Here is a 23,963-nt window from a genome sequence, read left to right as displayed (position 1 = left end):
TGCATAACTTTGGAGTGAAATGATGGAAAGAGTAAAAAATAACGGGCTGTTGCTGACCGGCAGCATTATTGCCTTTGTGCTGATGGGGGCCGGGCAGTCGCTGATGGGGCCGGTGCTGCCGGAGTTTCGCCAGATGTTCGATCTGACAATTGCTTCGGCCAGCATGGTGGTGACCGCCCAGTGGGTCGGGGCGCTGATTGGGGTTATCGCGCTGTTTTTTGCCGGTAAGCGTGACTGGACGGCGCTGGCCTTTACCCTGCTGGTGGTGGGCGCAGCGCTGATGGCGTTCCATCCCGGCTGGCCGCTGACGCTGCTGGGATCGCTGGCGTTTGGTGCGGGGTACGGTGCCAGCCTGGCGCTGGTGAATACCCGCCTGCTTGCTGCCTTCGGCAACAGGGGACCGTCGATGGTCAGCCTGGTCAATGCGCTGTTCGGCGGCGGTGCCATTGTCGCCCCGCTGGTGTTTGTGGCGCTGGCGCGCAATCCGCAGCTGTGCTTCGGCATTCTGGCTGTCGGGCTGATCCTGCCGCTGCTGCTGTCGTTCCGTTTTCCAAAAACGTACGTTGCAGAAGAAACGGCTCAGGGCAACAGCGGCTTCACGCTCTCGGTGCCGACGCTGCTGGTGGGCGCCTCGGGGACGGCAATTGAAGCCTGTCTGATCGGGCTGGGTCCGGTGATCCTGGTGGCGGGGAATTTCAGCGACACAGCGGCGGCCAGCGCGCTCTCGCTGTTCTTTGTTTTCTTCCTCAGCGGGCGTATTGCGCTGAGTTTTGTCGGCCATCGCCTGCCGGCCGCGCCGATGCTGATCGGCGGCTTCATCGGTGGTGCCGTGCTGCTGGCCTGCGCCGGGAGCGGGATCGCCCCGACGCTGACCTATCCCCTGGCGGGCTTCTTTATCGGCAGCATATTCCCGAACTTCTTTGTGTTTGGTTCGGCGCGAATGGGCAACGACCCGCGCACCGGCTCGATTATCGTGACGGCCGCGCTGGCCGGTGGCGTGGTGGGGCCGCTGATTGTCGGGCAGGTGATGGCGAATCTGCCGCCGCTGACGCCGTTCTGGCTGCTGGCAGGCTACAGCGCGTTTATCGCACTGTGCGGGCTGCGTATTCTGAAAAGCCGGGCGGCACCGGCAATACCCGCCACCGGGAAATAAGATTTTGTGATGGCCGTTTATCGAAAGGGCTGAGTAGTGAGATACCGGCCTGGCAGTAACGTGACGGACAGATGACCAGACCAGCAATCCCCGCAGGCAGGCGGGGATTGCTGCCCGTCAGGCAGCGGAGCGGCTTAGCTGGCGACGTTCGGCAATCTTCTCGGCGTGCAGCAGCACCTCCTGCAAATCGCCTTCATCAATATCCAGCAGCTGGCCTGCCAGCAGTGCCTCATGCAGATCGTCACGGGTGATCGAGACGGTGATGGCAACCGGCGGCGGCACGGGTTCCGCTGCGCCCAGCGGATGCGGATAGCGACGCCCGGCCAGGTTGTTAAATACGATTGCCAGCAGCGCCAGCGACACCGAATTCAGCAGGACCGGGGTAAACGCAAACTCATAGCCCGTATTGTGGATGCCCGGCCCGCCGAGCACGGCGGTCAGCGCCACGGCCCCGCCGGGTGGATGCAGGCAGCGCAGTTTAAACATCAGCGCAATCGCCAGGCAGGCCGCCACCCCGCAGGCAATGGCCGGATTATCGATCCAGATCCCCACGGTGACGCCGGTCAGCGCGGAGATAAAATTACCGCCCACGATCGACCAGGGCTGGGCCAGCGGGCTGTTGGGCACGCCAAATAATAAAACGGCCGATGCGCCCACCGGGGCGACGAACCATAAATTAACCTCACCCAGCACCCAGTGGCTGAACAGGCTGGTGATCGCCAGCCCGATGCCGGCACCAAGACTGGCAAGGACCATCTGCTTTCTGGCAACCGCCAGCGGATGGGGTTTCAGGCGGCCGAAGAAAATCCGGGCCTTAGCGATAAGGCTATCTGGAGGGGACTGATTCATAGCGCAGGTGACTAATCCATAGAAAATTCTTATATTATGAGCGGGCGATTCTCCTCCGATTTCGCCCCGCAGACAACCTGCAAAAAAGTAGGGTTTTTCATATTCAACCGACCGTTTTTCGGCTACGGTATTTTTTATCTTTATAAAATCGCTGTGTTATTTTCAAGGAGCTGTAATGCGTCGTTACGTACTGAAGGGAGTTATGCTGGCACTGGTGGGATCGTTGGCCGCCTGCAGCCAGTCCACGGATAGCGTCACCGCACATACCAAAAGTTATGTCTTTAAATCCAAAAACGATTTCGATCCTAATTTTTCCACTCAGATTTCCGACACCATCCAGCTGATGAAGCCCGTTTTCAAAGCGTATCATGACGACGGTATAAAAGACCGTCAGGCGGGAATGTCGCGCGAAGTGGCGTTGCAGAAAGTGGATAACTTTAGAAAAGAAAAAGCCTCAGAAAAGATGGAAAGCCAGCATACCTTTATTAACAGCAGCTATGCCAGCTCGCTGAGCGACAAGCAGCGGGCGCTGTTTATCAACGAGGCGATGGGCGCCTATCTGGACGGTTTTGACGGGCGCTGATCGAAACCACTGCGATTTACGTCATGTGAACGGTGAACCGGACCGATTCTTCGGCTCGCATCATAGTTAATGAAACGCCGGGGCCTGATCCACCGATTCACCTGGCCCCGACGAACCGTATGTTGCCAGCGGCTCATTACCCTGAAATTTAAGGTCAGTTAAACCAGTGCGGCAGCGGATCGGGCAGATTCACCCAGCTGCGCGGCCCGGCGGCCAGTTCGCTGTCGGTCAGCAGCGCCGCATTCAGCCGGCGGCGCAGCGCCCCCTCATCCATCTGCATGCCGATAAACACCAGTTCCTGGCGCGCATCGCCTACGCCATCCTGCCAGTGCTGCATAATCCAGCGCAGGGATTCCTCGTCCTGCGGCCAGCGATCGCGCGGCACGCCGACCCACCAGCGTCCGGCCATCTCCTGGCGTGATACGCCGCCCGCCTGCGACCAGCTCCCGGCGAATTCTGGCCGGCTGGCTAACCAGAAATAACCTTTTGATCGCACCACGCCCGGCAGTTCCCCGCTGAAAAATTCCCAGAAGCGTTCCGGATGGAACGGCCTGCGCGCGCGCCAGACAAAATTGCTGATGCCGTACTCTTCCGTTTCCGGCACGTGGGTGCCGCGCAGCTCCTGCATCCAGCCGGGCGCCTGCGCCGCCTCGGCGAAGTCAAACAGGCCGGTATTCAGAACCTTATCCAGCGCCACCTGGCCGAAACGGGCCATTTCAATTCGTGCACGGGGATTCAGACTGCGCAGGATGGCGGTCAGCTCTTCGCGCTGCCTGTCGCTTATCAAATCGGTTTTATTGACGATCAGCACGTCACAAAATTCGATCTGCTCAATTAACAGGTCCACTACCGAACGCTCGTCGGACTCGCCCAGCGACTCGCCGCGGGAGGCAATGCTGTCGCGCGACTGATAGTCGCGCAGGAAGTTAAAGCCATCCACCACCGTTACCATGGTATCCAGCCGGGCTACCGCCGACAGGCTTTCACCGCTGTCGTCCTCAAAGGTGAAGGTTTCCGCCACCGGCAGGGGTTCGGAGATGCCGGTGGATTCTATTACCAGCTGATCGAAGCGGTTTTCCCGCGCCAGGCGATTGACCTCCAGCAGCAGGTCTTCACGCAGGGTGCAGCAGATGCAGCCGTTGCTCATTTCGACCAGTTTTTCATCGGTGCGGGACAAATCGGCCCCGCCGTTGCGGACCAGCGCGGCGTCGATGTTAATTTCGGACATATCGTTGACGATAACCGCGACGCGTCGGCCCTCGCGGTTGTTCAGAATATGGTTGAGCAGCGTGGTTTTCCCCGCGCCCAGAAAGCCGGAAAGCACGGTAACCGGCAGGCGACCATCGCGGTCGTTGTTGATGCGTTGTTGTGACATAGTGACATCCTCAGGTGCGTTAACGCAAAGATGAACGGGCGTTAAGCCGTATCCCTTACGGGGTAATTGTAATGTTATAACATAACAATTGAGGTTGTCATCTGTTTATCGAAAAATGCCGGGTGCAGGGATGTGTCGGGACTGCGTGGTGTACATTGTACGCTACGTGTATAATATGTTCGAGACAGGGAGAGTCATACAATGAGTTGCGGAATCGAGTTTATTGAAACTTCTCTATTTACCCGGCAAATAAAACAGATAGCCACTGATGATGAACTCAAGGAGTTACAGAAAGAGCTTATAGGATCACCTAATAAAGGCGATTTGATTCAAAAAACCGGCGGGCTGAGAAAAATAAGGATGGCAACAGCCGGTCAGGGAAAAAGTGGTTCTGTACGAATTATCTATTTTATTGCCACGGTCGACGTCATTTATCTGGTCATGGCTTACCCTAAAAATGTTAAAGACAGCTTGAGTGATGCTGAAAAAGCCGAGTTAAAAAAGCTGACCAGAATACTGAAAGATGAGGTAAAGAAATGAATTTTTATGAAGAACTGAAAAGCTCTCTGGAAGAGGCCGTGGAAATAAAAAAAGGCAACAAAGCGCCATCTGCCGTTACCCGATACGATATTGCAGATGTTCGTGCAATCAGAGCGCAGCTCAACGTTACTCAGGCCGAAATGGCGAAGGTATTAGGGACTAGCGTTGAGACCATTAAAAGTTGGGAGTCTAAAAGACGTAACCCAACCGGGCTGGCAGCAAAGGTTTTAGCTGCCATTCAGGCGAATCCCGCCTTTTTTCATGAGCTGGCTGCACATTAGTCGGGCGTGTTCTACTGCCTCACATCTGTCATTCTTTATCGTTGTTACAGCCCGCGTTAGCGGGCACGTTTAGCGAGTAAACCCTGCAGCAGCAGCGTCAGCGCTTCGGAACTCTGCGCCAGGCGGGCGTCACTCTCTTCTCCTTCGGCAATCCAGAATGCGGCTTCGGCCAGACTGCCGTAAATCAGCGAGGCCAGCGCCTGCGGATTCACTTCGGCTATCACGCCCTGAGCAATCAGTTGGCCAATCAGCCGCTGCATAGCATCAACGCAGTGTCGCTGAGATTCCTGCGACGGCCCACCCAGCACGGAACGGGCATCACGCAGGACGATGCGCTGATATTCAGGCTCCAGCGCCATGGTCAGATAGGCATTGCAGCGATGGGTAAAACCCTGCCAGCCGTCTTCAGCCGTACTGGAAATTACCTCCAGTCGCGCATCCATTTCTGCATCAATCTGTTCCACCACCGCCGCCAGCAGTCCTTTTTTGTCGCCGAAATGATGATAAAGCGCCCCCCGGGTCAGCCCCGCCTGCCCGGTCAGGTCGTCCATCACCGTATCGGCATAGCCGACCTTGCTAAAAACCTTACGTGCCGTTGCTATCAACGCGGCGCGGGTTTCTTCCATCTCTGCGCGGGTACGTCGCACCATAATCCTCTCCTTCTGCTAACGAGCTTTGAGTGTTTACATACGTGGCGTATGAATATATGCTTTTTCATACGCCACGTATGTATTATGTCTGCAGCCGTTTTCCGTGGCAAGCGGATGCGTTATGGAGAAGGAAATGATCGCGACTTATCGAGAGTTATTTGCTGCACCGGGCACGCGGGCTTTTACCCTCGCCGGAATACTGGCCAGGCTTCCGCTGCCGATGACGGGTATCGGCATCATCATTATGCTTTCGCAGTCCGGCGGCAGTTATGCCTTTGCCGGCGCCGTTTCCGCCACCTTCGTGATGACCTATGCGCTGGTGTCGCCGCAGATTTCCCGGCTGGTGGATCGTCACGGGCAGCGACGGGTACTGCCTGCCGCTACGGTCATCAGCACGATCGGCCTGATAATGCTTTCATTGAACAGCCTGTGGTGGGACAGCGCATGGATGATGTTTACCGGTGCACTACTCACCGGATTTATGCCCTCGGTATCGGCGATGGTGCGCGCGCGATGGACGGCGATCTACCGGGGACAGCCCCGACTGCAAACGGCTTACTCACTGGAAACGGTGCTGGATGAAGTCTCTTTTATCGCCGGGCCGCCGCTGGCGGTGGCGCTGGGAGTCATGGTGCAGCCTGAAGCCGCTTTGCTTCTCGCCATGCTGCTGCTGACAGCCGGCGTAATCGCCCTGCTGGCGCAGCGAGGAACCGAACCACCCCGGATCTCGTGTGATGTGACCTACAGCAACCGCTCCCTTATTCGCCTCCCGGCGGTGCGTTTACTGGTGGTCTTAATGATGGCGATGGGCGTTATTGTGGGCACCATCGATATCGTCAGCGTGGCTTTTGCCACCGGGCAGGGGCATCCCGCGCTGGCGAGCCTGGTACTTTCTGCCTATGCGCTGGGATCGTGCCTTGCCGGGTTGCTGTTTGGCGCGTTACATCTGCGTGCTGCACTGCATCACCAGCTGGTATTCGGCGGACTGGGGATCGCTTTGTCCACCCTGCCGCTGTTGATGGCAGGGAGCATCCTGTCCCTGACCGCTGCCGTTCTGCTCTCCGGTCTGTTTTTCGCCCCAACGATGATCGTAGCGATGTCGCTGGCCGAGCGCGCCGTGCCCGAAAACCGGGTGACGGAAGGAATGGCCTGGCTGCTTGCGGGGTTGAATATCGGTGTCGCGCTGGGCGCGGCAGTGGCGGGACAGGTGCTCAATCATGGCACGCCTTCACAGGGATTTAGCGTGGCGGTAAGTGCTGCGGGGGTGATTCTCGCCGTCGTTTTTTATGGCTTTCGACGCCCGGTGCCGGTTGTCACGGGTGAATAAATACGATCGGGTTAACGACACAATTGACTGATACCAATGAGGAAAAAGATGCGCGCTGAACTCAATCCCCCTGCTGTTGCCCCGGAAAACTGTTTATGGATGGCGGTGATCTGCGTTGGACTGGCAACGTTTGCGGTGGTCACAACAGAAATGCTGCCCGTGGGGCTGCTGACGACCATCGCCGAATCCTTACACACCTCCAACGGAAAAGCCGGAATGGCTATTTCCCTCCCCGCTCTTCTTGCCGCCCTGTTTGCGCCGTTTGTGGTTATTGCCTCCGGCGGAACAGACCGGCGTATTATTTTACGCTGGCTGTTGCTGCTGCTGGTGGTTGCCAATCTCGCATCAGCGCTGGCTTCCGGCATCATTTCGCTGCTGGCTGCACGCATCCTGGTGGGATTTTGTATGGGGGGGATCTGGGCGATTGCCGGGGGATTATCTGCGCGCCTTGTTCCCGCCCGGTCCGTCGGCCTGGCAACGGCCATAGTGTTCGGCGGCGTGGCGGCCGCCTCCGTACTCGGCGTTCCGCTTGGCGCATTCATCGGGGATTATGCCGGATGGCGTTGGGCATTTGGCGGCATGGCGCTGTTCAGCGTTTTGGTGCTGGCCCTGCACTGGGTCTTTATTCCGGCGCTGCCCGTAACGCATTCCGTTTCGTCCCGCCCGTTCGTGGAACTGCTGCAAAACCCTCGGGTTCGGGCCGGTCTGGTACTGACTCTGCTGTTGGTGGCCGGGCATTTTATGGCTTTTACCTTTGTACGCCCGCTGCTGCTGAACGTGGCGCGGTTTGAGGTGGAGTGGATCGGTATTCTGCTGCTTATTTACGGCATCACCGGCGTGGTGGGAAACTTCCTGACCGGGATTCTCACCACCCGGGGGCCGGCGTTGACTCTGTTGGCGATTGCGCTGGGCTTACTGTTGACCCCGCTGCTCTTTTTAAGCATCGGGCACTTCCGCACCGGCAGTGGAGCCGCGCTGATGCTCTGGGGCCTGGCCTACGGTGGCGTTTCGGTAGGTTTAATGAGCTGGATGATGAAAGCCGCACCGCGAGCAATCGAAATCGCCACGTCGCTGTATGTTGGGGTGTTTAACATCGGTATTGCTGCCGGTTCCTGGCTCGGTGGGGAGATAGTTGACCGGTATGGGCTGGTGCCCAACCTCTGGGTGACAGCAGCGGTTCTGGTGGCGGCGGCGCTGCTGTCACTTTACCTGGTGTTTAGCGAGCGGAAAAACACGTCCGTCGCTCTGCCGTCCTAGCTGTACCGCTTTGCCCCAAACACGCAGAGGATCACCGCCGTGGCGCAGGCGATCATGCTCCAGGCGATGGATTCATGCAGCAGCACGGCGGCCAGCAGCAGGCCAAAAAACGGCTGCAAAAGCTGGAGCTGACTGACGCCGGCGATGCCGCCCAGCGCCAGGCCGCGATACCAGAACAGAAAGCCAATCAGCATGCTGAACAGGGAAACGTAGCCCAGGCTTAGCCAGCCGGGCTGGCTGATGGCGCTCCAGCTTTGCGGCAGGCTGAACAGGCCGATAACCGCCATCAGCGGCAGGGAGAGCAGCAGCGCCCAGCTGATCACCTGCCAGCCGCCGAGGCGACGCGATAACCCCGCGCCTTCCGCATAGCCCAGGCCGCAGACGATGACCGAAGCAATCATGAGCAGGTCTCCGCTCAGCGATCCGCCCTGCCCACTGGCGATGGCAAAGCCGGCCACGATGGCGGCACCGAGCAGTGAAAACAGCCAGAAAGCCTTACGTGGACGTTCGCCGCCGCGCAGCACGCCGAACAGCGCCGTGGAGAGCGGCAGGAGGCCGATAAACACCACCGAATGACCGGCGCTGATATGACGCAGGGCCAGCGCGGTCAGTAAAGGAAAGCCGACGACGACGCCCGTCGCCACTATCAGCAGCGGCAGCATATCGGAACGTGCCGGTCGTCGCTGGCGCAGCAACAACAGCAGTGCCCCGCCCAGCAGCGCGGCGATGGTGGCTCTCGCCGATGTCAGAAACAGGGGGGAGAAATCATTGACCGCCACGCGCGTCGCCGGAAGCGAACCGCTAAAAATCATCACGCCGATCAGTCCACTCCACCATCCTGCCGTTGTCCGTTCCATAGTGCCTCGTTTCTGTTTTGACTCACAATTTTCAACGATAATAGGCAACGTCAGGAGCGTTTCGAAGATACAATGCAGTACAATTTTACCAAACTGTATGGGTTAAAAGGCCCATACGGTCACCGCAGCTCGCAGGGGATGAAGCAACATGACGCGCACCGAAACGCTGATAGAAGATATTCGCACCCGGATAATCGGGGGCGCCCTGACGGCCGGGGAACGGCTGCCGTCGGTGCGGCAGTATGCGGCGCAGATGCAGGTTTCACCCTCTACCGTGGTGGAAGCCTACGAACGGCTGGCGGCTGGCGGGATGATCCGCTCACGGCGCGGCGCGGGCTTTTTTGTGACAGGGTCACACCAGCCCCCTTTTAACCTGGTGGAGAAAAGCGCCGACTACCAGCGCGACGTGGACCCGTTCTGGGTTTCACGGCAGTCGCTGGATGCCGACCCTGATGTGCTGAAACCTGGCTGCGGCTGGCTGCCCGCTGACTGGATGCCGGTGGCGGCGCTGCGTAAGGCGATGCGCCAGCTGGCACGTTCCGATGCCAGCCTGCTGAGTGATTATGGCAGCATCCGTGGAGCCACCGCGCTGCGTCGCCTGCTGCTGGCCCGCTTCGCCGGTGAAGGGCTGTCGGCAACGATGCAGCAAATTATGCTCACCGGATCCGGGACTCAGGCGCTGGACCTGATCTGCCGCTTCCTGCTGCGGCCGGGTGACACGGTGCTGGTGGACGATCCCTGCTACTTTAACTTCCAGGCCCTGCTGCGCGCGCATCAGGTGACGCTGGTTGGCGTGCCGTTTACGCCAACCGGACCGGACGTGGCCGCGTTTGAACAGATACTCGGCAGCGCCCGCCCGCGCCTGTATATCACCAACTCGGCGCTGCACAACCCGACCGGGGCCAGCCTCTCCCCGCAAACGGCATGGCGGGTGCTCAGCGCCGCGCGGGAGCACGACCTGATTATCGTTGAGGATGATATCTTCGCCGAGTTCGAGCCGGAGCTGTCGTCGCGGCTGGCCATTCCTGACGGCCTGGAGCGCGTAATTCGCATGGGCAGCTTCTCCAAAACGCTCTCCGCTTCGGTTCGCTGCGGCTATATTGCCTGCCGGCCTGAATGGATTGAGGGCTTAATCGATTTGCAGATCGCCACCTGCTTCGGCGGCCCCAGCCCGATGACCACTGAGCTGCTGGCCTGCGTACTTTCCGGGGGAAGCTATCGTAAACATCTGGATGAGGTCACCCGACGACTGGCGCGGGCGCGCAAAGCGGCGGCAGAAAAGCTGACGTCGCTGGGGCTGACGCCGTGGATCGTGCCGCGCGGGGGATTTTATCTGTGGTGCCGCCTGCCGGCGGGGCTGGACTCGACGGAGATTGCTCGCCGCAGCCGCGAGCAGAACGTGGTGATGGCACCGGGCAACGTGTTCAGCGTGTCGCAGACGGCGGGGGCGTTTTTACGGTTTAATGTCGCCCATCTGGAGGATGAGCGCGTGTACAGCGTGTTGAAAGACGTGATGGCTGCGTGTCGACCCGGGCAATAGCCTCCCGCGTGCGGGGGCGTGGACGGGGTCGCCATCGCTGAATAACGAGGCCCGCTGACGGCCTCGTTTCTTTGCGAGTGAGCCATCCGTCAGCGGTGATACCAGCCGTTAATGCAGGCTCTCTTCCTTTAAATCAATCGCTCTCAGCGCCTGCTGGAAGGTGGTGTCGGTGATGTTGCGCGCGCGCTTGAGCCTGAACAGCTCGGCGCGCTGGGCCACGATCGCCTCGCGCTGCATCTCTTTTTCAATCCTGGCGCGCTTCTTCAGCTCCTGACCGACATCGTTCTGGTCGTCACTGTCGTTGTAGTGAAGGCGACGCTGGTAGGTCTCCAGCAGCAGGTTACCGGCATCAGCCCGCAAGGCCTCTTCCTCCGGGTCGTCAACGGGCTGGCTGAGCAATTCGTTGAGCCGGGCAATCGCCGCTTCGGTCAGCGCCGCGCTGATTGCCCCCTTGCCTGAATCATGGGGTAAGTCATCCGCCAGATACGAAGTCATGATTGGCAGGCCGACCGCGGCGACGATCAGCGACAGCAGGATCACCGACATTGAGAGGAAAATCAGCAGGTCTCTGCCAGGGAACGGGGAGCCATCGGTCAGCACCACCGGCAGCGTCAGAATACCGGCCAGCGTGATCGACCCCTTCACCCCGGCCAGCGCCATCACCGCCACCGCGCTGAACTGCGGGCGGCTGGTGGTGACTTTACCCTGGCGCTTCTGGCGAAACACCGTCAGCGTAATGGAAAGCCATACCCAGCAGAAACGTACCGCACCCAGCGCCAGGGTGATCACCACCGCATACAGCAGCAGATACCAGGGGGAGGAGACGCCCGCCTGGCTGGCAACGTCCGGCAGCGTCTGCAGCATGCGGGGAAGCTGTTCACCGAGCATCAGGAAGATCATCCCGTTCAGGATGGTCTGCAGCATGTTCCACACGGCGCTGCTTTTCATGCGGGTGGCGGGCAGGCGTGGACCGGAGAGCTGCTCGTAGTGCATCGCAATCCCGGCGGCAACCGCGGCCAGAATCCCCGACACGTGGAAGGTTTCGGCAAGGATATAGGCAGCAAACGGAATAAGAATACTGATCAGGATCTGTATCGCCGGCTCTTCGCGCGTGCGGCGGATCAGGAAGTTATTGCATTTGCCGGTCGCCCAGACCACCACCAGCCCGCTGAAGATACCGCCGATGGCCATGACCACAAACCGGGTGACCGCATCGCTGGCTGAAAAACTGCCGGTCAGCACCGCCGCAACGGCAAAGTTAAACGCCACCAGGCCGGATGCGTCGTTAAGCAGCGACTCGCCTTCAAGAATATGGCCCATACGGGAGGGCAGCGGCGAGCTGGCGGTCATCGCCGAGACCGCAACCGGGTCCGTCGGGGACAGGATCGCCGCCAGCGCAAAGCCGGCCGCCACGGTAATCGCCGGGATCAGCCAGTGGATGAATAACCCAATGCCGATAATGGTGACCAGCACCAGCCCGATGGCCAGTGACAAAATAGGTTTTAGATCGCTGAAAAAGGCATCCTTGGGGATGCGCCAGCCGTCAAGAAACAGCAAAGGAGGAATAAACAGCAGCAGAAAGATATGGGGATCAAAATCGACCTGAAAACCGCCCGCTGCCAGGGCGGCACCCGCCGCTATCTGGATCAGCGGCAGTGGGATTTTGGCAGACAGCAAATGGGATACAAAAACGGTAACAACAATGGCCATCATAAAAACTAATACAATGGTGATCAGCGACATACGCAACCTCCCCTTTTGGTAAAAATGGCATAACACATACAGACCTTCTCCCTGGTGGGTACAACATCAAAGCCTGGCTGGCATTCAAAACACCGGTTTTTTTCATGGCTGCCAGCCAGGGGGGGATGATACAGGAAATTTCTGATGGCGAGGGGATTAAGATTTTAACTGCGCATCGTTATCAGATATTTATCTTTCACAGTTTCCTGCCGCGCTGTTAATAATCTTTATAACTTAATTGCTCTGGCGGCGGCACTCATGACTGAACGTATTCGTTTAGCAAAAGCGGAAGAAGCAGAATTACTGCACGGATTATTACAGCGCGCCTATGCGCCGCTTATTCCGCAGGGGATCCACTTCACTATTACCCGCTCCAGCGTGGAGGATGTGCGCGCGGTCATCGCCAGCGAATCCACCTTCGTGCTGGAAAACGACGGCCGTCTGATTGCCACGCTGACGGTACGTTTCCCGTGGGCTGTCGACAGTAAGCCGGTGTCGCCGTGGCCCTTTCTGCACTGGTTTGCCGTCGATCCGGCATGTAAAGGCCAGGGCTTCGGCAGCCGGATTATTCGCTATGTTGAGGAGAGCTTCCTGCGCGATACGCTGAAATCCCCGGCGGTTTATCTGGCGACGGCCATTAAACATCCGTGGCTGTCACAGCTCTATTTACGCCGTGGCTACCAGCCGTTTCATCGGGCGGTAAATCCGCTGGGCGTGGAGCTGGTTTATTTAACCCGCGTCCTCGATCAGCAGCGCTATCAGCAGGTAAAAATTAAAGAACACCTTCACGACTTTATTGAAAACTCACTGACTGCCTAGTCATCTTTATTACCTTTCCGGGAAAACTATGCGCTTAAATAATAAAGTGGCCATGATGGCTACGGTTTCTTTGCTGGCTTTATCCGTCGCTTCCGCCTTTGCTGCCACCGAACCTCGTTCCGGCGGCACCCTGACCTGGGGCGTGGAAACCGAACCCAAACCGTTAAACCCGCAGCTTAACGGCCAGTCAAAAGCCGAACTGATCCTGCGCGTGGCCTATGAATCACTGCTGGCGCGTAAGGCCGACGGCAGCTTCGTTCCGTGGCTGGCGGAAAGCTACCGCGTGGAGCAGGACGGCAAGCGGATTATCTTCACCCTGCGCCCGGACGTGAAGTTCTCCGACGGCGCGAAGCTGAATGCGGACGCGGTGGCGCAGAACTTCCGCCAGATTCAGGATCCGGCCTACTGCGCGGGATCCAGCCTTTGCGCCCTGAGCCGCCATATCGACAGCATTGAAACCCCGGACGAGCGGACCGTGGTGCTGAATCTGAAGGCGGTTTACTCGCCGTTCCTCGCCTTCGCCGCCGGCCTGAAGCTGATTTCACCGAAATCCTGGCAGTCGCCGGACCTGAAAGCGGGCGGGGCTTCCGTGGCCGGAACCGGGCCGTTTATCCTGCAGCGCTATGAAAAAGGCCAGCAGATCGTGTTTGTGAAAAACCCGGAATACAACTGGGCACCGGCGGACGCCGCGCATCAGGGTCCGGCGTATCTGGACGGTGTGACCTATCGCTTCCTGCCGGAGTCTTCGGTGCGCGTGGGCGCCCTGCTTTCCGGACAGGTTGACGCGATTGAAGGCGTTTCCGGTAACGATGCCGGTGAATTTAAAAACAATTCGGACTTCACCTATCAGCACGCGCTGAATACCGGTACGCCTTATTCACTGTTCCTCAACGTGGAATACGGCCCGACGCAGGAACTTAAGGTGCGCCAGGCACTGTTACAGGGGCTGGACGTGGCGCCGATCCTGCAATCGATCTATCGCGGCGAACGCACCCGCGCCTGGGGCATCACTTCCCCGGTCGATCCGCTGTACACCAACGGCGTTGAGGGTAAATACGGCAATAATCCGGAGCTGGGCAACAAGCTTCTGGACGAAGCGGGCTGGACGGCGCGTGATGCCGACGGTTTCCGCACGAAGGACGGCAAGCGCCTGAGCATTGAAATCATCCAGGCGCAGGCGACGGTGCGCGACCAGCGCGATGTGCTGCTGCAGGCGATTCAGGCACAGGCTCGTCAGCGTCTGGGCGTCGAGCTGAAGCTGCGCTACGTCGACTCCGGTACCTATACCGAGCTGCGCAACAGCGGCCAGTTTGGCTCGATCGCCAACTCCAATACCGAAACCGACGGCATCGATATTGAAAACCACTACCTGCCGGTCAATGCCGGCGGCGCAATCAACTACAGCCGCACTTCAGACCCGGCGATCCTGCCGCTGCTGAATGGCGCGTCCGCGACCGCCGATGTGCCGGCCCGCCGTGGCTTCTACGCGCAGCTGCAGCAGCTGGCGATTATCGACCGCGCGGTGGCGATCCCGCTGTACGAGCCGGAAGACCAGATTGCCGCCGCCAGCTACGTCCACGGTATTGGTTTCCGTCCCTTTAAACAGATGCCGGAAAACGCCTACAGCGTCTGGCTGAGCGAACATTAACAGGTGAGCCATGAGTAGCGAAACCACCCCCCTGATCAACGGTGCTCAACCGCCGCGACCGAAGCCGTCATCCTCGCTGCCCTGGCGCATTGCCGGGCGCATAAGCGGCGGCGCGATGGTGCTGTGGGCCGCGGTCAGCCTGTCGTTTATCGCCGTCTGGCTGGCCCCGGGCGATATCGTCAGCCTGCTGGTCGGTGAACAGGTGCGCACCCCGGAAATCGAAGCGGCTATCCGCGCGGAATGGGGGCTGGATCGCCCACTGTGGCAGCAGTATCTCAACTATCTGTGGCGCATCGTTCACGGTGATTTTGGCCGCTCCTATATGCTGAACGTTGACGTCGGCCAGCTGGTGTTTTCGCAGCTGCTGCCAACGCTGAAGCTGGCCGGGGCCGCACTGCTGGTCAGCGTGGTGTTTGCGGTACTGGTTGCCGTGGCGACCGCGCACCGGCGCTGGGGGCGGAGCTTCGCCAGCGGTCTGGAACTGCTGCTGGCCTCCACCCCGTCGTTCTGGCTGGGCATCGTGCTGCTGTTCGTTTTCAGCTTCACGCTGCGCTGGTTCCCGGTGGCGGGCGACCGCAACTTCGCCGCGCTGGTGCTGCCCTCCCTGTCGCTGGGGCTGGCGCAGGGGGCAGTAGTGTCGCAGGTGCTGCGTCGCGGGCTGGAGGATGCGCTGGATCAGCCGTTTTCCCTGACGCTGCGTGCCTGGGGGATCCACGGGGTGACCGTGCGTCTGCGCCACGCGCTGCGCCATGCCGCACTGCCGGCGGTGACGCTGACCGGCTGGCTGGTCGGCGGCCTGCTGAGCGGCGCGGTGATCACCGAGCAGGTCTTCAGCCGCCCCGGGCTGGGTAAAGTCACCGTTGATGCGGTGCTGGCGAAAGATATGCCGGTGGTGCTGGCGGTGGCGATCCTCTCCGCGCTGGTTTACGTGGTGATGAGCACGCTGGTCGATATCCTCGGCCTGCTGATCGACCCGCGACTGCGCAGCCAGGCTGAAAAGGAGTAAGCCATGTCCACGATGTTACTGGCTCTGCGACGGCCGCGCCGCATTCCGCTTGCCCTGTTGCTGTCCTTTGTTTTTCTTGCCGTGCTGGCGCTGGCCGCCGCGTTCCCGGGCTGGCTGGCACCGGGGGATCCGCTGCTGGCCGATCCGCTGAATGCCATGCAGCCGCCGTCGTGGCAGCACTGGCTGGGGACCGACCAGCTGGGGCGCGACCTGCTCAGCCGGGTGATTTACGGCAGCCGCTACTCCCTGCTGATATCGGTAGCGGCTATCGGGCTGGCCGTGGTTGTTGGTACCGCACTGGGCCTGCTGGCCGGGCTGGCGCGTGGCGTGGTCGATGAGGTGATTGGCCGCACGGTGGATGTGATTTCCGCCTTCCCCGATCTGCTGCTGGCGCTGATGCTGATCGCCTTTACCGGCCCCGGCACCACCAACCTGATTATCGCCCTGGGCGTGGCGTCGGTGCCGCGCTTTGCCCGCATGGTGCGGGCGCAGACATTTTTGATTGCGCAGTCCGGCTACGTTGAGCAGGCGCGTACGTTTGGCCAGCCGTGGCCTGTACTGGTGTGGCGGCACGTGCTGCCGCACGCCATCGCGCAGGTACCTGCGCTGGCGACGCTCGGCCTCGGCACGGCGATTATCGGTACCGCCGGACTGAGCTTCCTCGGCATGGGGCCACAGCCGCCGACGGCGGAATGGGGACTGATGCTCGCGGAAGGACGTAACTATCTGCGTAACGCCTGGTGGACCGGCGTCTGGCCCGGCGTGGCGATCACCCTGACGGTGGTGGCGGTGAGCGTGATTGGCCGCCACTGGCAGGCACGATTTGAAGGAAAACAGTGATGACCGCGATTGTTGATATTCACAACCTCTCGATTCGTTTCGGCACGCAGACGGTGGTGGACGGGCTTAACCTGACTATTCAGCCCGGCGAGTCCGTCGCGCTGGTCGGCGAGTCGGGGTCGGGTAAAACCGTGACCGCCCGCGCACTGCTGGGGCTTCAGGCCAAAGGCGCGGCGATCGATGCCGATCGTTTCACCATTCAGGGGCAGCCCGCGCTTGGCAACGGCGAGCGCGACTGGCGTCAGGTGCGCGGCCGCCAGATTGGCTACGTCTTGCAGGATGCACTGGTGTCGCTGGATCCGCTGCGTACGGTGGGCCAGCAGCTGGCCGACGCGCTGAGGGCCAGCCAGCAGGTTGCGGTGAAAGATATTGCTGCGCGTAGCCTGCAGCTGCTGCATGAGGCCGGGATGTCGGATGCGGAGCAGCGGCTGGCGGTGTATCCGCATCAGCTTTCCGGCGGGCTGCGCCAACGGGTGCTGATTGCCTGTGCGCTGGCCGGGCAGCCCGCGCTGCTGATTGCCGATGAGCCGACCACCGCGCTGGATATGACGGTACAAAAACAGATCCTGACGCTGCTCCGGCGGCGGCGGGAAAACGGCCAGGCATTGCTGCTGATTAGCCACGATCTGGCGGTGGTGGCCGAGCTGGCCGATCGCGTGCTGGTCATGCGTGACGGCAAAGTGGTGGAAAGCGGGGAAACCCGCCAGGTTCTCACCGCACCACAGCATCCGTGGACCCGCCGCCTGCTGCGTGCGATTCCAACGCCGCAGACGCGCGGTTTCCGCCTCGCCAGCGAACGCCCGCAGGCGCTGCCTCCCCGCCCGGTGGTGAGCGGCGAGCCGCTGGTCAATGTCAGCAACGTGCATAAATACTACGGCGATCGCCACGTAGTGAATAACGTCTCTTTCCAGCTGCGTGCCGGTGAAACGCTGGGCGTGGTGGGTGAGTCAGGCTCGGGTAAAAGCTCGCTGGCCCGGCTGCTGCTGGGGCTGAGTGAACCGCAGCGCGGCAGCATTGAGATTGCCGGGGAGCGCTGGAGCCAGCAGCCGGAGGCACTGCGCCGCAGTCGCCGCGCCGGACTTCAGCTGATTGCCCAGGATCCGCTCAGCTCGTTCGACCCGCGTTACAACGTGGAGCGGCTGATTGGCGAGAGTCTGGATACCGGCGGGATCTTCGGTGCGGCACGCCGTCAGCGGGTGCTGCAGCTGCTGGATGAGGTCAGCCTCAGCCGTGAATTACTGCACCGCTACCCGCGTGAACTGTCCGGCGGGCAGCGCCAGCGCGTGGCGATTGCCCGCGCCTTTGCACCCAACCCCGCGCTGCTGGTTGCCGATGAGCCGGTCAGCGCGCTGGATGTCTCGGTGCAGGCGCAGATCCTCGATCTGCTGGCCGATATGCAGACGGAACACCGCACCGCCCTGCTGTTTATCTCCCACGATCTGGGGGTGATTCACCATCTGGCCGATCGGGTGCTGGTGATGAAAGAGGGGCGGATTGTCGAAAGCGGGGATGTCGAGCAGGTGTTTAACCACCCCGCTCACCCCTGGACGCAACAGTTACTTGATGCGCTGCCGGCGATGCCCGGCCGCGCTGCCTGAGATAAAGGAGCACTATCATGAGTCAGACCCAATCCCAGCTGCGTCTGGGGGCGATTATTCAGGGGCCGTCCGGCAATATGTCCGCGTGGCGTCATCCCGACGCACAGAGCGATGCCAGCATTAACGTTGAATTCGTGCAGCAGCTGGCAAAACAGGCGGAGCAGGCGAAGTTTGATTTTCTGTTTGTCGCCGACGGGCTGTATATCAACGCCCAGTCGATTCCCCACTTTCTTAACCGCTTCGAGCCGATCACCCTGCTCTCCGCGCTGGCGCTGGTCACCCAAAAAATCGGCCTGGTCGCCACGCTGTCCACCTCCTACAGTGAGCCGTTCACCGTGGCGCGCCAGTTTGCCAGCCTCGATCAGCTGAGCGGCGGCCGCGCGGGCTGGAACGTGGTGACCTCACCGCTGGAAGGCTCGGCGAAGAACTTCTCCCGCGATCGTCATCCCGAGCACAGCGAACGCTACCGCATCGCCAGCGAGTATCTGCAGGTGGCGAAGGGGCTGTGGGATTCGTGGGAGGCGGATGCCTTTGTACGCAACAAGCAGACGGGCGAATTCTTCGATGCCAGCAAGCTGCACACCCTGAACCACAAGGGCCACTACTTCTCCGTGCAGGGGCCGCTTAACGTCGGGCGCTCGCCGCAGGGACGTCCGGTGATCTTCCAGGCTGGGGCGTCGGAAGCCGGCAAGGCGTTTGCCGCCGAAACCGCCGATGGCATCTACACCCGCCAGGAAACGCCGGAGCTGGCACGGGCGTTCCGTGAAGACGTGCGCCGCCAGCTGGTAGCCCGGGGTCGCAGCGCCGACGCAATACGCGTGTTCCAGGGGATCAGCGTGATTATCGGCGAGGATGAGGCGCAGGCAGAGGAACGCTACCAGCAGACCGCCCAATTGGTGACGGAGGAAAAAGCACTGGAGTATCTGGGCCGCTACTTCGAGCACTACGATTTCAGCCAGCACCCGCTGGATGAACCGTTCCCGGATATTGGCGATCTCGGCCAGAACAGCTTCCGCAGCACCACCGACACCATCAAACGCGATGCCCGCGAGCGCGGTTTAACCCTGCGCCAGACGGCGCTGGAGGCGGCAACGCCAAGGCCGGGCTTCTTCGGCACCGCAGAACAGGTTGCCGACGGGCTGGAGCACTGGTTCCGCTCCGGTGCGGCGGACGGCTTTATCGTGCGCGGCGGCACGCCGACCGCCTTTGATGATTTTGTTGAGCAGGTGATCCCGATCCTGCAGCAGCGTGGACTGTATCGCACCGAGTACGAGGGCAACACGCTGCGTGAAAACCTCGGTCTGAGCGAGCCGGAAAATCAGTTTGCCGCGCAGGAACAGCAGGCGCTGAGCGCCTGATCTGACACCTTCTTCCCCGTTGCCCGGCAGATCGTTTTGCCGGGCAAGACAGGCAAACATTCACACCGGAATACAGTAATCGCCTGTATCAAGGCTGCTGCCGACGTTATCCCACCGCGTCGGGTATCAACCGACGGCGCCTTTAGCTCCCTATCAATCATCCTCTTCCTTCTGTCATTTGTTTAAATATTGTCCGCTCAACGCCTGTTGATTTGGCATATCAATCCCCCGTGTTGCACTGATGTGATGCAATTGTCATTCGCCTTGCACTGCTGAATTTTCTGACGGCTAAACGCCTGAAAATGGCCGCCGCGAAAATAACCTCCATAACATGATGATTTATTGCAATAAAAAATAACCACACAAAGATGGCATGCATCGTGCTTTGTTAGTTTTGTGTCAGCAATGAGCTGAATGACAGCGAACTAACACGGAAACCCGATGAGCGCGAATAACAAACTGTTCACCCTGATTGAAGCCGCCTGGAGCAGCCAGACGCCGAGCGAAAAGCGCATCAGCTCCTGGCTGTTAAGCAACCGGGAACAGATCCCCTTTGAGACGGCTGACGGCATTGCTCAGGCCACCGGCACCAGCGGCATCACGGTGGGGCGCTACCTGCGCAAAATGGGATTCCGCAATCTGGAGGATGTGAAAAGCCAGCTGCGCGAAGCGCCAAGCCAGGCCTACAAACACTGGGGAGTGATCGACCGTCTGGACTCCTGGGAGCAGCAGCAGGCCTTGCCCGACCGGGTGAATCAGTCGCTGCATATGGAGCTGGAAGCCATTCGCTACGTCTATCAGCTGGCGCAGACCGACACGTTTATGGCGGTCAGCCGACAGATTGCGCAGGCCGATGCCGTGGTGATCCTGGGGATCCAGTCGACGCGGGGCATCGCCAATACCTTTTTCAGCCATCTGGAGTATCTGCGCCCGCGCGTCAGCTATGCCGAAGGCAGTTCGGGCAGCTGGCTTGAGTCGCTCAACTCCGGGTATGAAAAGCCTTACGTGGTGCTGACCGATACCCGCGCCTACTCCACCGTGGCGCGGCAGTTCTGCCGGGTGGCCGCCGAACGTGGCGTGGCCATGGCGCTGGTCACCGACATGTGGTGCCCCTGGGCGCGAGATTATCAGGCCGATGTGCTGCAGGTGAAAACCGATACCGGCAGCTTCTGGGACTCGCTCGCCCCGGTGAGCTGTCTTTATAACCTTCTCCTTTCTGCCGTAGTGGAACAGCTTGGGCCAACACTGTCGGCCCGTCTGGCACAGAACCGCCTGCTACAGCAGGAATTTGGTCAGTTTGAACGTTAAAAGCAGGGATAAAAGCATGATTCGGGAAACACAACTTATCGATATTGCTGAGCGCTTTCCTCAGCTACAGCTCGATATGAAATATGCCACGGCCGACAACATCACCGGCCAGCAGATTTACAGCTCCGCGCTGTGTCTGCTGCACGTTGATGCGGTTAAGGCGCTGGAAAAGAGTATTGAAATCGCCCGCCTGGCGGGCTTCACCCTACTGGTGCTGGACGCCTATCGCCCGCAGAAAGCCCAGGAGCTGCTGTGGCGCGCCTGCCCCAACCAGGATTACGTGGTGCCGCTGAGCCAGGGATCGAACCACAGCCGGGGGACGGCGATTGACGTCACCCTGCTGGATGCCGATGGACACGCGCTGGATATGGGCACCGGGTTTGATGAAATGGACGAATTATCCCATCCCTACCATCCCGCACTGGCGCAGGCTGCCCAGCGCAACCGACTGCTGCTTAACGCGGTGATGTTCGGCGGGGGCTTTACCGGTATTGCGACCGAATGGTGGCACTTTGAATTACCGCAGGCGTCGGTTTATCCGCTTATTGATGATGTTTTCTCCTGTATTTCACCCGTACCGATTGACGGAGTCTTACCATGAACAAGACATACACAGCATCAGGCTATTTTCGTCCACTTTTACTGGCGGCACTGGTTGCCGTTTCCGCGCAGGCGATGTCAGCCGTGCCGAAGGACATGCTGGTGATCGGCAAAGCGGCCGACCCGCAAACGCTGGATCCGGCGGTGACCATTGATAATAACGACTGGACCGTGACCTACCCGGCCTATCAGCGCCTGGTGAAGTACAAAACCGAAAACGGCAAAGGCTCGACCGACGTGGAGGGCGACCTGGCCGCCAGCTGGAAAAGCTCCGATGACGGGAAGGTGTGGACCTTTACGCTGAATAAGGGTCCCCAGTTCGCTGACGGCAGCGAAGTGACCGCCGAGGCGGTGAAGCTCTCCTTTGAACGACTGATGCGCATTAAGCAGGGGCCGTCCGAAGCGTTCCCGGCGGACTTAAAAGTGGAAGCGGTCGATGCGCAAACCGTACGCTTTACCCTCAAGGATCAGTTCGCACCGTTCCTGTATACGCTGGCTAACGACGGCGCATCAATTATCAACCCGGCGGTGCTCAAGGCAAATGCGGGCGACGATGCGCGGGCGTATCTGGCCGAGCACACCGCCGGTTCCGGTGCCTACATGCTGCAGCGCTGGCAGAAAGGGCAGCAGCTGGTCATGGTGCCGAACCCGCATTTTGCCGGCGATAAACCCGCCTTTAAACGCGTTTCGGTGAAAATCATCAGCGAAAGCGCCGCGCGCCGCCTGCAGCTGGAGAAAGGCGATGTGGATATTGCCGACTCGCTGCCGGTTGATCAGTTCGCCGCGCTGAAAAAACAGGGTGAGGTGGCGGTTTATGATTATCCGGCGCTGCGGGTCACCTATCTGTACCTGAACAATGCCAAAGCGCCGTTAAATCAGCCGGATCTGCGCCGCGCGGTGTCGTGGGCGACCGACTACAAAGGCATGGTTGACGGCATTCTGGGCGGTAACGGCAAGCAGATGCGCGGGCCGGTACCTGAGGGGATGTGGAGCTATGACGCCTCCGCCATGCAGTATTCGCTGGACCTGACCAAAGCGAAAGAGGCGTTCGGCAAGGTGGCGGATAAACCGAAAACCCTGTCGTTCCTCTATTCCGATAACGACCCGAACTGGGAGCCGATTGCCCTGTCAATGCAGGCCAATCTGCAGTCGCTGGGTGTTAACGTCAAGCTGGAAAAACTGGCCAATGCCACCATGCGGGAGCGCATCGGCAAGGGCGATTATGACATCGCAATCGGTAACTGGAGCCCGGATTTCGCTGACCCGTATATGTTTATGAACTACTGGTTTGAATCGAACAAAAAAGGGCTGCCCGGCAACCGTTCTTATTACGCCAATCCGCAGGTGGATACGCTGCTGAAGCAGGCGGTGTCGACCTCTGACCAGGCACAGCGCACCCAGTTCTATCAGGCCGCGCAGAAAGTGGTGATTGACGAAGCCGCCTACGTCTATTTATTCCAGAAGAACTACCAGGTGGCGATGAATAAAAACGTTAAGGGCTACGTGTTTAATCCGATGCTGGAACAGATCTTCAATATTTCCGAGATGAGTAAGTAAGTCGTTCCTTCATCCTTATCCCGCAGGGTCGGTTTCGATCCTGCTAAGGAAGCCATATGAGTTTCTGGAGTTTAATCCGGCAGCGAAGCTGGGGGCTGCTGCTGGTTGTCGCCGGCGTCTGCGTGATTACGTTTATTATTTCGCATCTGATCCCCGGCGACCCGGCGCGACTGCTGGCCGGCGATCGCGCCAGCGATGAAATCGTGCAGCATATTCGCGAACAGCTGGGGCTGAACCTGCCGCTGTGGCAGCAGTTTATCCGCTATGTTGAACAGCTTTTGCATGGCGATTTAGGCATGTCGATCCGCACCGGACGGCCGGTGCTGGAAGATTTGAAAACCTTTTTCCCGGCCACGCTTGAGCTGGCGTTCTGCGCGCTGCTGATTGCTCTGGTGGTCGGCGTCCCGCTGGGCGTGCTCTCAGCGGTATATAAAAACCGCTGGCTGGATCACATGGTCCGCCTGCTGGCGCTGACCGGGATATCGACCCCGGCATTCTGGCTGGGGCTGGGCGTTATCGTGCTGTTTTACGGCAAGCTGAATCTGCTGCCCGGCGGTGGCCGACTGGATGACTGGCTGGATCCCCCCGCTCACGTCACCGGATTCTATCTGATTGATTCCCTGCTCAGCGGCGATCTGGAGGCGTTTGGGAATGCGCTGACCCATCTGATCCTGCCTGCCACCACTTTGGCCTTTGTGCATCTGGGCATCGTAGCGCGCCAGATCCGCTCGGCGATGCTGGAACAGCTCAGCGAGGATTACGTGCGCACGGCGCTGGCCAGCGGGCTGAGCAAATTTACTATCGTGGTGCGCTATGCATTGCCCAACGCGCTGATCCCGTCGGTGACGGTGTTGGGGCTGGCACTCGGCGATCTGTTGTACGGCGCGGTGCTGACCGAAACGGTGTTTGCCTGGCCGGGAATGGGTGCCTATGTGGTTGCCTCCATTCAGGCACTGGATTTCCCGGCGGTGATGGGCTTTGCCGTCGTGGTGTCTTTCGCCTACGTGCTGGTCAACCTGCTTGTCGACCTTCTCTATCTGTGGATTGACCCAAGAATGGGTCGTGGAGCGTAAC

The 23,963-nt window shown here is 59.9% G+C and carries 22 protein-coding genes; 17 read left to right on the top strand and 5 right to left on the bottom strand.

Annotated features, from left to right (window positions below):
* Nucleotides 1–19: 19 nt before the first annotated feature.
* Nucleotides 20–1,153, top strand: coding sequence for an MFS transporter (locus PGH32_RS22175; RefSeq protein ID WP_337895169.1), 1,134 nt, complete (start codon nucleotides 20–22; stop codon nucleotides 1,151–1,153).
* A gap of 117 nt (nucleotides 1,154–1,270) precedes the next feature.
* Here the strand turns inward: PGH32_RS22175 and PGH32_RS22170 are convergent, their stop codons facing one another.
* The gene (locus PGH32_RS22170) at nucleotides 1,271–2,002 is read right to left on the bottom strand and encodes an HPP family protein (RefSeq protein ID WP_314419003.1); all 732 of its coding nucleotides are present in this window, start codon (nucleotides 2,000–2,002) and stop codon (nucleotides 1,271–1,273) included.
* 175 nt (nucleotides 2,003–2,177) lie between these two features.
* On the opposite strand from PGH32_RS22170, the gene PGH32_RS22165 reads away from it, so the two are divergent.
* Nucleotides 2,178–2,585 carry an Exc2 family lipoprotein gene (locus tag PGH32_RS22165; protein ID WP_337895168.1) on the top strand — a complete coding sequence of 136 codons (408 nt, stop codon included), beginning with the start codon at nucleotides 2,178–2,180 and terminating at the stop codon, nucleotides 2,583–2,585.
* Between the two features lie 154 nt (nucleotides 2,586–2,739).
* On the opposite strand, the gene zigA is transcribed toward PGH32_RS22165, so the two are convergent.
* Nucleotides 2,740–3,960, bottom strand: a complete 1,221-nt coding sequence (gene zigA / locus PGH32_RS22160; protein WP_337895167.1) for a zinc metallochaperone GTPase ZigA — start codon at nucleotides 3,958–3,960, stop codon at nucleotides 2,740–2,742.
* A 201-nt stretch (nucleotides 3,961–4,161) separates the two neighbouring features.
* Between zigA and PGH32_RS22155 the strand changes: the two genes are divergently transcribed.
* Both PGH32_RS22155 and nadS read left to right on the top strand, forming a co-directional pair.
* On the top strand, nucleotides 4,162–4,500 hold the full coding sequence (locus PGH32_RS22155; protein WP_314418998.1) for a type II toxin-antitoxin system RelE/ParE family toxin: 339 nt from the start codon (nucleotides 4,162–4,164) through the stop codon (nucleotides 4,498–4,500).
* Nucleotides 4,497–4,781, top strand: a complete 285-nt coding sequence (gene nadS, locus PGH32_RS22150) for a NadS family protein (RefSeq protein WP_337895166.1) — start codon at nucleotides 4,497–4,499, stop codon at nucleotides 4,779–4,781. The genes PGH32_RS22155 and nadS overlap by 4 nt, the downstream gene beginning before the upstream one ends.
* Nucleotides 4,782–4,837: 56 nt before the next feature.
* Here nadS and PGH32_RS22145 read toward each other — a convergent pair whose 3' ends face one another.
* Nucleotides 4,838–5,431 carry a TetR/AcrR family transcriptional regulator gene (locus PGH32_RS22145; RefSeq protein ID WP_337895165.1) on the bottom strand — a complete coding sequence of 198 codons (594 nt, stop codon included), beginning with the start codon at nucleotides 5,429–5,431 and terminating at the stop codon, nucleotides 4,838–4,840.
* Nucleotides 5,432–5,564: 133 nt separating this feature from the next.
* Here PGH32_RS22145 and PGH32_RS22140 point away from each other — a divergent pair, with 133 nt between their 5' ends.
* Both PGH32_RS22140 and PGH32_RS22135 read left to right on the top strand, forming a co-directional pair.
* The gene (locus PGH32_RS22140; protein WP_337895164.1) at nucleotides 5,565–6,758 is read left to right on the top strand and encodes an MFS transporter; all 1,194 of its coding nucleotides are present in this window, start codon (nucleotides 5,565–5,567) and stop codon (nucleotides 6,756–6,758) included.
* A 48-nt stretch (nucleotides 6,759–6,806) separates the two neighbouring features.
* Nucleotides 6,807–8,015, top strand: a complete 1,209-nt coding sequence (locus PGH32_RS22135) for an MFS transporter (protein ID WP_337895163.1) — start codon at nucleotides 6,807–6,809, stop codon at nucleotides 8,013–8,015.
* Here PGH32_RS22135 and PGH32_RS22130 read toward each other — a convergent pair.
* Nucleotides 8,012–8,872: a DMT family transporter gene (locus PGH32_RS22130; RefSeq protein ID WP_337895162.1), complete on the bottom strand. Its 861-nt coding sequence runs from the start codon at nucleotides 8,870–8,872 to the stop codon at nucleotides 8,012–8,014. The genes PGH32_RS22135 and PGH32_RS22130 overlap by 4 nt on opposite strands.
* A 148-nt stretch (nucleotides 8,873–9,020) precedes the next feature.
* Here PGH32_RS22130 and PGH32_RS22125 point away from each other — a divergent pair, with 148 nt between their 5' ends.
* Entirely contained in the window at nucleotides 9,021–10,412 is a 1,392-nt protein-coding gene (locus PGH32_RS22125; RefSeq protein WP_337895161.1) for an aminotransferase-like domain-containing protein, read from the top strand.
* Between the two features lie 108 nt (nucleotides 10,413–10,520).
* Here the strand turns inward: PGH32_RS22125 and PGH32_RS22120 are convergent, their stop codons facing one another.
* Nucleotides 10,521–12,155, bottom strand: coding sequence for a Na+/H+ antiporter (locus tag PGH32_RS22120; protein ID WP_337895160.1), 1,635 nt, complete (start codon nucleotides 12,153–12,155; stop codon nucleotides 10,521–10,523).
* 258 nt (nucleotides 12,156–12,413) lie between these two features.
* On the opposite strand from PGH32_RS22120, the gene PGH32_RS22115 reads away from it, so the two are divergent.
* The 10 genes from PGH32_RS22115 (at nucleotide 12,414) to PGH32_RS22070 (ending at nucleotide 23,962) form a co-directional block, all read left to right on the top strand.
* Nucleotides 12,414–12,974 (top strand): GNAT family N-acetyltransferase, encoded by a 561-nt coding sequence (locus PGH32_RS22115; RefSeq protein WP_337895159.1) that lies wholly within the window; start codon nucleotides 12,414–12,416, stop codon nucleotides 12,972–12,974.
* A 52-nt stretch (nucleotides 12,975–13,026) separates the two neighbouring features.
* Nucleotides 13,027–14,622, top strand: coding sequence for an ABC transporter substrate-binding protein (locus PGH32_RS22110; protein ID WP_443112825.1), 1,596 nt, complete (start codon nucleotides 13,027–13,029; stop codon nucleotides 14,620–14,622).
* A 10-nt stretch (nucleotides 14,623–14,632) separates the two neighbouring features.
* Complete coding sequence (locus tag PGH32_RS22105) at nucleotides 14,633–15,628, top strand: ABC transporter permease (protein ID WP_314418981.1); 996 nt, start codon at nucleotides 14,633–14,635, stop codon at nucleotides 15,626–15,628.
* Nucleotides 15,629–15,631: 3 nt separating this feature from the next.
* Complete coding sequence (locus tag PGH32_RS22100; RefSeq protein WP_337895157.1) at nucleotides 15,632–16,468, top strand: ABC transporter permease; 837 nt, start codon at nucleotides 15,632–15,634, stop codon at nucleotides 16,466–16,468.
* Nucleotides 16,468–18,066 carry an ABC transporter ATP-binding protein gene (locus tag PGH32_RS22095; protein WP_337895156.1) on the top strand — a complete coding sequence of 533 codons (1,599 nt, stop codon included), beginning with the start codon at nucleotides 16,468–16,470 and terminating at the stop codon, nucleotides 18,064–18,066. Before PGH32_RS22100 ends, PGH32_RS22095 begins: the two co-directional genes overlap by 1 nt.
* 17 nt (nucleotides 18,067–18,083) lie before the next feature.
* Complete coding sequence (locus PGH32_RS22090; RefSeq protein WP_337895155.1) at nucleotides 18,084–19,424, top strand: LLM class flavin-dependent oxidoreductase; 1,341 nt, start codon at nucleotides 18,084–18,086, stop codon at nucleotides 19,422–19,424.
* A gap of 441 nt (nucleotides 19,425–19,865) precedes the next feature.
* Nucleotides 19,866–20,732 (top strand): MurR/RpiR family transcriptional regulator, encoded by an 867-nt coding sequence (locus PGH32_RS22085; protein WP_337895154.1) that lies wholly within the window; start codon nucleotides 19,866–19,868, stop codon nucleotides 20,730–20,732.
* Nucleotides 20,733–20,748: 16 nt separating this feature from the next.
* Nucleotides 20,749–21,333, top strand: a complete 585-nt coding sequence (ddpX, locus tag PGH32_RS22080) for a D-alanyl-D-alanine dipeptidase (RefSeq protein ID WP_337895153.1) — start codon at nucleotides 20,749–20,751, stop codon at nucleotides 21,331–21,333.
* Nucleotides 21,330–22,889, top strand: a complete 1,560-nt coding sequence (locus PGH32_RS22075) for an ABC transporter substrate-binding protein (RefSeq protein WP_337895152.1) — start codon at nucleotides 21,330–21,332, stop codon at nucleotides 22,887–22,889. The genes ddpX and PGH32_RS22075 overlap by 4 nt, the downstream gene beginning before the upstream one ends.
* A 56-nt stretch (nucleotides 22,890–22,945) precedes the next feature.
* On the top strand, nucleotides 22,946–23,962 hold the full coding sequence (locus PGH32_RS22070) for an ABC transporter permease (protein ID WP_337895151.1): 1,017 nt from the start codon (nucleotides 22,946–22,948) through the stop codon (nucleotides 23,960–23,962).
* The last annotated feature ends 1 nt before the right edge of the window (nucleotide 23,963 follow it).

The sequence above is a fragment of the Erwinia sp. SLM-02 genome, from assembly GCF_037450285.1.
Lineage (GTDB): Bacteria > Pseudomonadota > Gammaproteobacteria > Enterobacterales > Enterobacteriaceae > Erwinia.
This window is presented reverse-complemented; position numbering and strand designations above follow the sequence as displayed.

Excerpts from the sequence above, each read along its gene's own strand:
- PGH32_RS22175 (WP_337895169.1), top strand. The coding sequence starts at position 20 with ATGATGGAAAGAGTAAAAAATAACGGGCTGTTGCTGACCGGCAGCATT.
- PGH32_RS22170 (WP_314419003.1), bottom strand. The coding sequence starts at position 2,002 with ATGAATCAGTCCCCTCCAGATAGCCTTATCGCTAAGGCCCGGATTTTC.
- PGH32_RS22165 (WP_337895168.1), top strand. The coding sequence starts at position 2,178 with ATGCGTCGTTACGTACTGAAGGGAGTTATGCTGGCACTGGTGGGATCG.
- zigA (WP_337895167.1), bottom strand. The coding sequence starts at position 3,960 with ATGTCACAACAACGCATCAACAACGACCGCGATGGTCGCCTGCCGGTT.
- PGH32_RS22155 (WP_314418998.1), top strand. The coding sequence starts at position 4,162 with ATGAGTTGCGGAATCGAGTTTATTGAAACTTCTCTATTTACCCGGCAA.
- nadS (WP_337895166.1), top strand. The coding sequence starts at position 4,497 with ATGAATTTTTATGAAGAACTGAAAAGCTCTCTGGAAGAGGCCGTGGAA.
- PGH32_RS22145 (WP_337895165.1), bottom strand. The coding sequence starts at position 5,431 with ATGGTGCGACGTACCCGCGCAGAGATGGAAGAAACCCGCGCCGCGTTG.
- PGH32_RS22140 (WP_337895164.1), top strand. The coding sequence starts at position 5,565 with ATGATCGCGACTTATCGAGAGTTATTTGCTGCACCGGGCACGCGGGCT.
- PGH32_RS22135 (WP_337895163.1), top strand. The coding sequence starts at position 6,807 with ATGCGCGCTGAACTCAATCCCCCTGCTGTTGCCCCGGAAAACTGTTTA.
- PGH32_RS22130 (WP_337895162.1), bottom strand. The coding sequence starts at position 8,872 with ATGGAACGGACAACGGCAGGATGGTGGAGTGGACTGATCGGCGTGATG.
- PGH32_RS22125 (WP_337895161.1), top strand. The coding sequence starts at position 9,021 with ATGACGCGCACCGAAACGCTGATAGAAGATATTCGCACCCGGATAATC.
- PGH32_RS22120 (WP_337895160.1), bottom strand. The coding sequence starts at position 12,155 with ATGTCGCTGATCACCATTGTATTAGTTTTTATGATGGCCATTGTTGTT.
- PGH32_RS22115 (WP_337895159.1), top strand. The coding sequence starts at position 12,414 with ATGACTGAACGTATTCGTTTAGCAAAAGCGGAAGAAGCAGAATTACTG.
- PGH32_RS22110 (WP_443112825.1), top strand. The coding sequence starts at position 13,027 with ATGATGGCTACGGTTTCTTTGCTGGCTTTATCCGTCGCTTCCGCCTTT.
- PGH32_RS22105 (WP_314418981.1), top strand. The coding sequence starts at position 14,633 with ATGAGTAGCGAAACCACCCCCCTGATCAACGGTGCTCAACCGCCGCGA.
- PGH32_RS22100 (WP_337895157.1), top strand. The coding sequence starts at position 15,632 with ATGTCCACGATGTTACTGGCTCTGCGACGGCCGCGCCGCATTCCGCTT.
- PGH32_RS22095 (WP_337895156.1), top strand. The coding sequence starts at position 16,468 with ATGACCGCGATTGTTGATATTCACAACCTCTCGATTCGTTTCGGCACG.
- PGH32_RS22090 (WP_337895155.1), top strand. The coding sequence starts at position 18,084 with ATGAGTCAGACCCAATCCCAGCTGCGTCTGGGGGCGATTATTCAGGGG.
- PGH32_RS22085 (WP_337895154.1), top strand. The coding sequence starts at position 19,866 with ATGAGCGCGAATAACAAACTGTTCACCCTGATTGAAGCCGCCTGGAGC.
- ddpX (WP_337895153.1), top strand. The coding sequence starts at position 20,749 with ATGATTCGGGAAACACAACTTATCGATATTGCTGAGCGCTTTCCTCAG.
- PGH32_RS22075 (WP_337895152.1), top strand. The coding sequence starts at position 21,330 with ATGAACAAGACATACACAGCATCAGGCTATTTTCGTCCACTTTTACTG.
- PGH32_RS22070 (WP_337895151.1), top strand. The coding sequence starts at position 22,946 with ATGAGTTTCTGGAGTTTAATCCGGCAGCGAAGCTGGGGGCTGCTGCTG.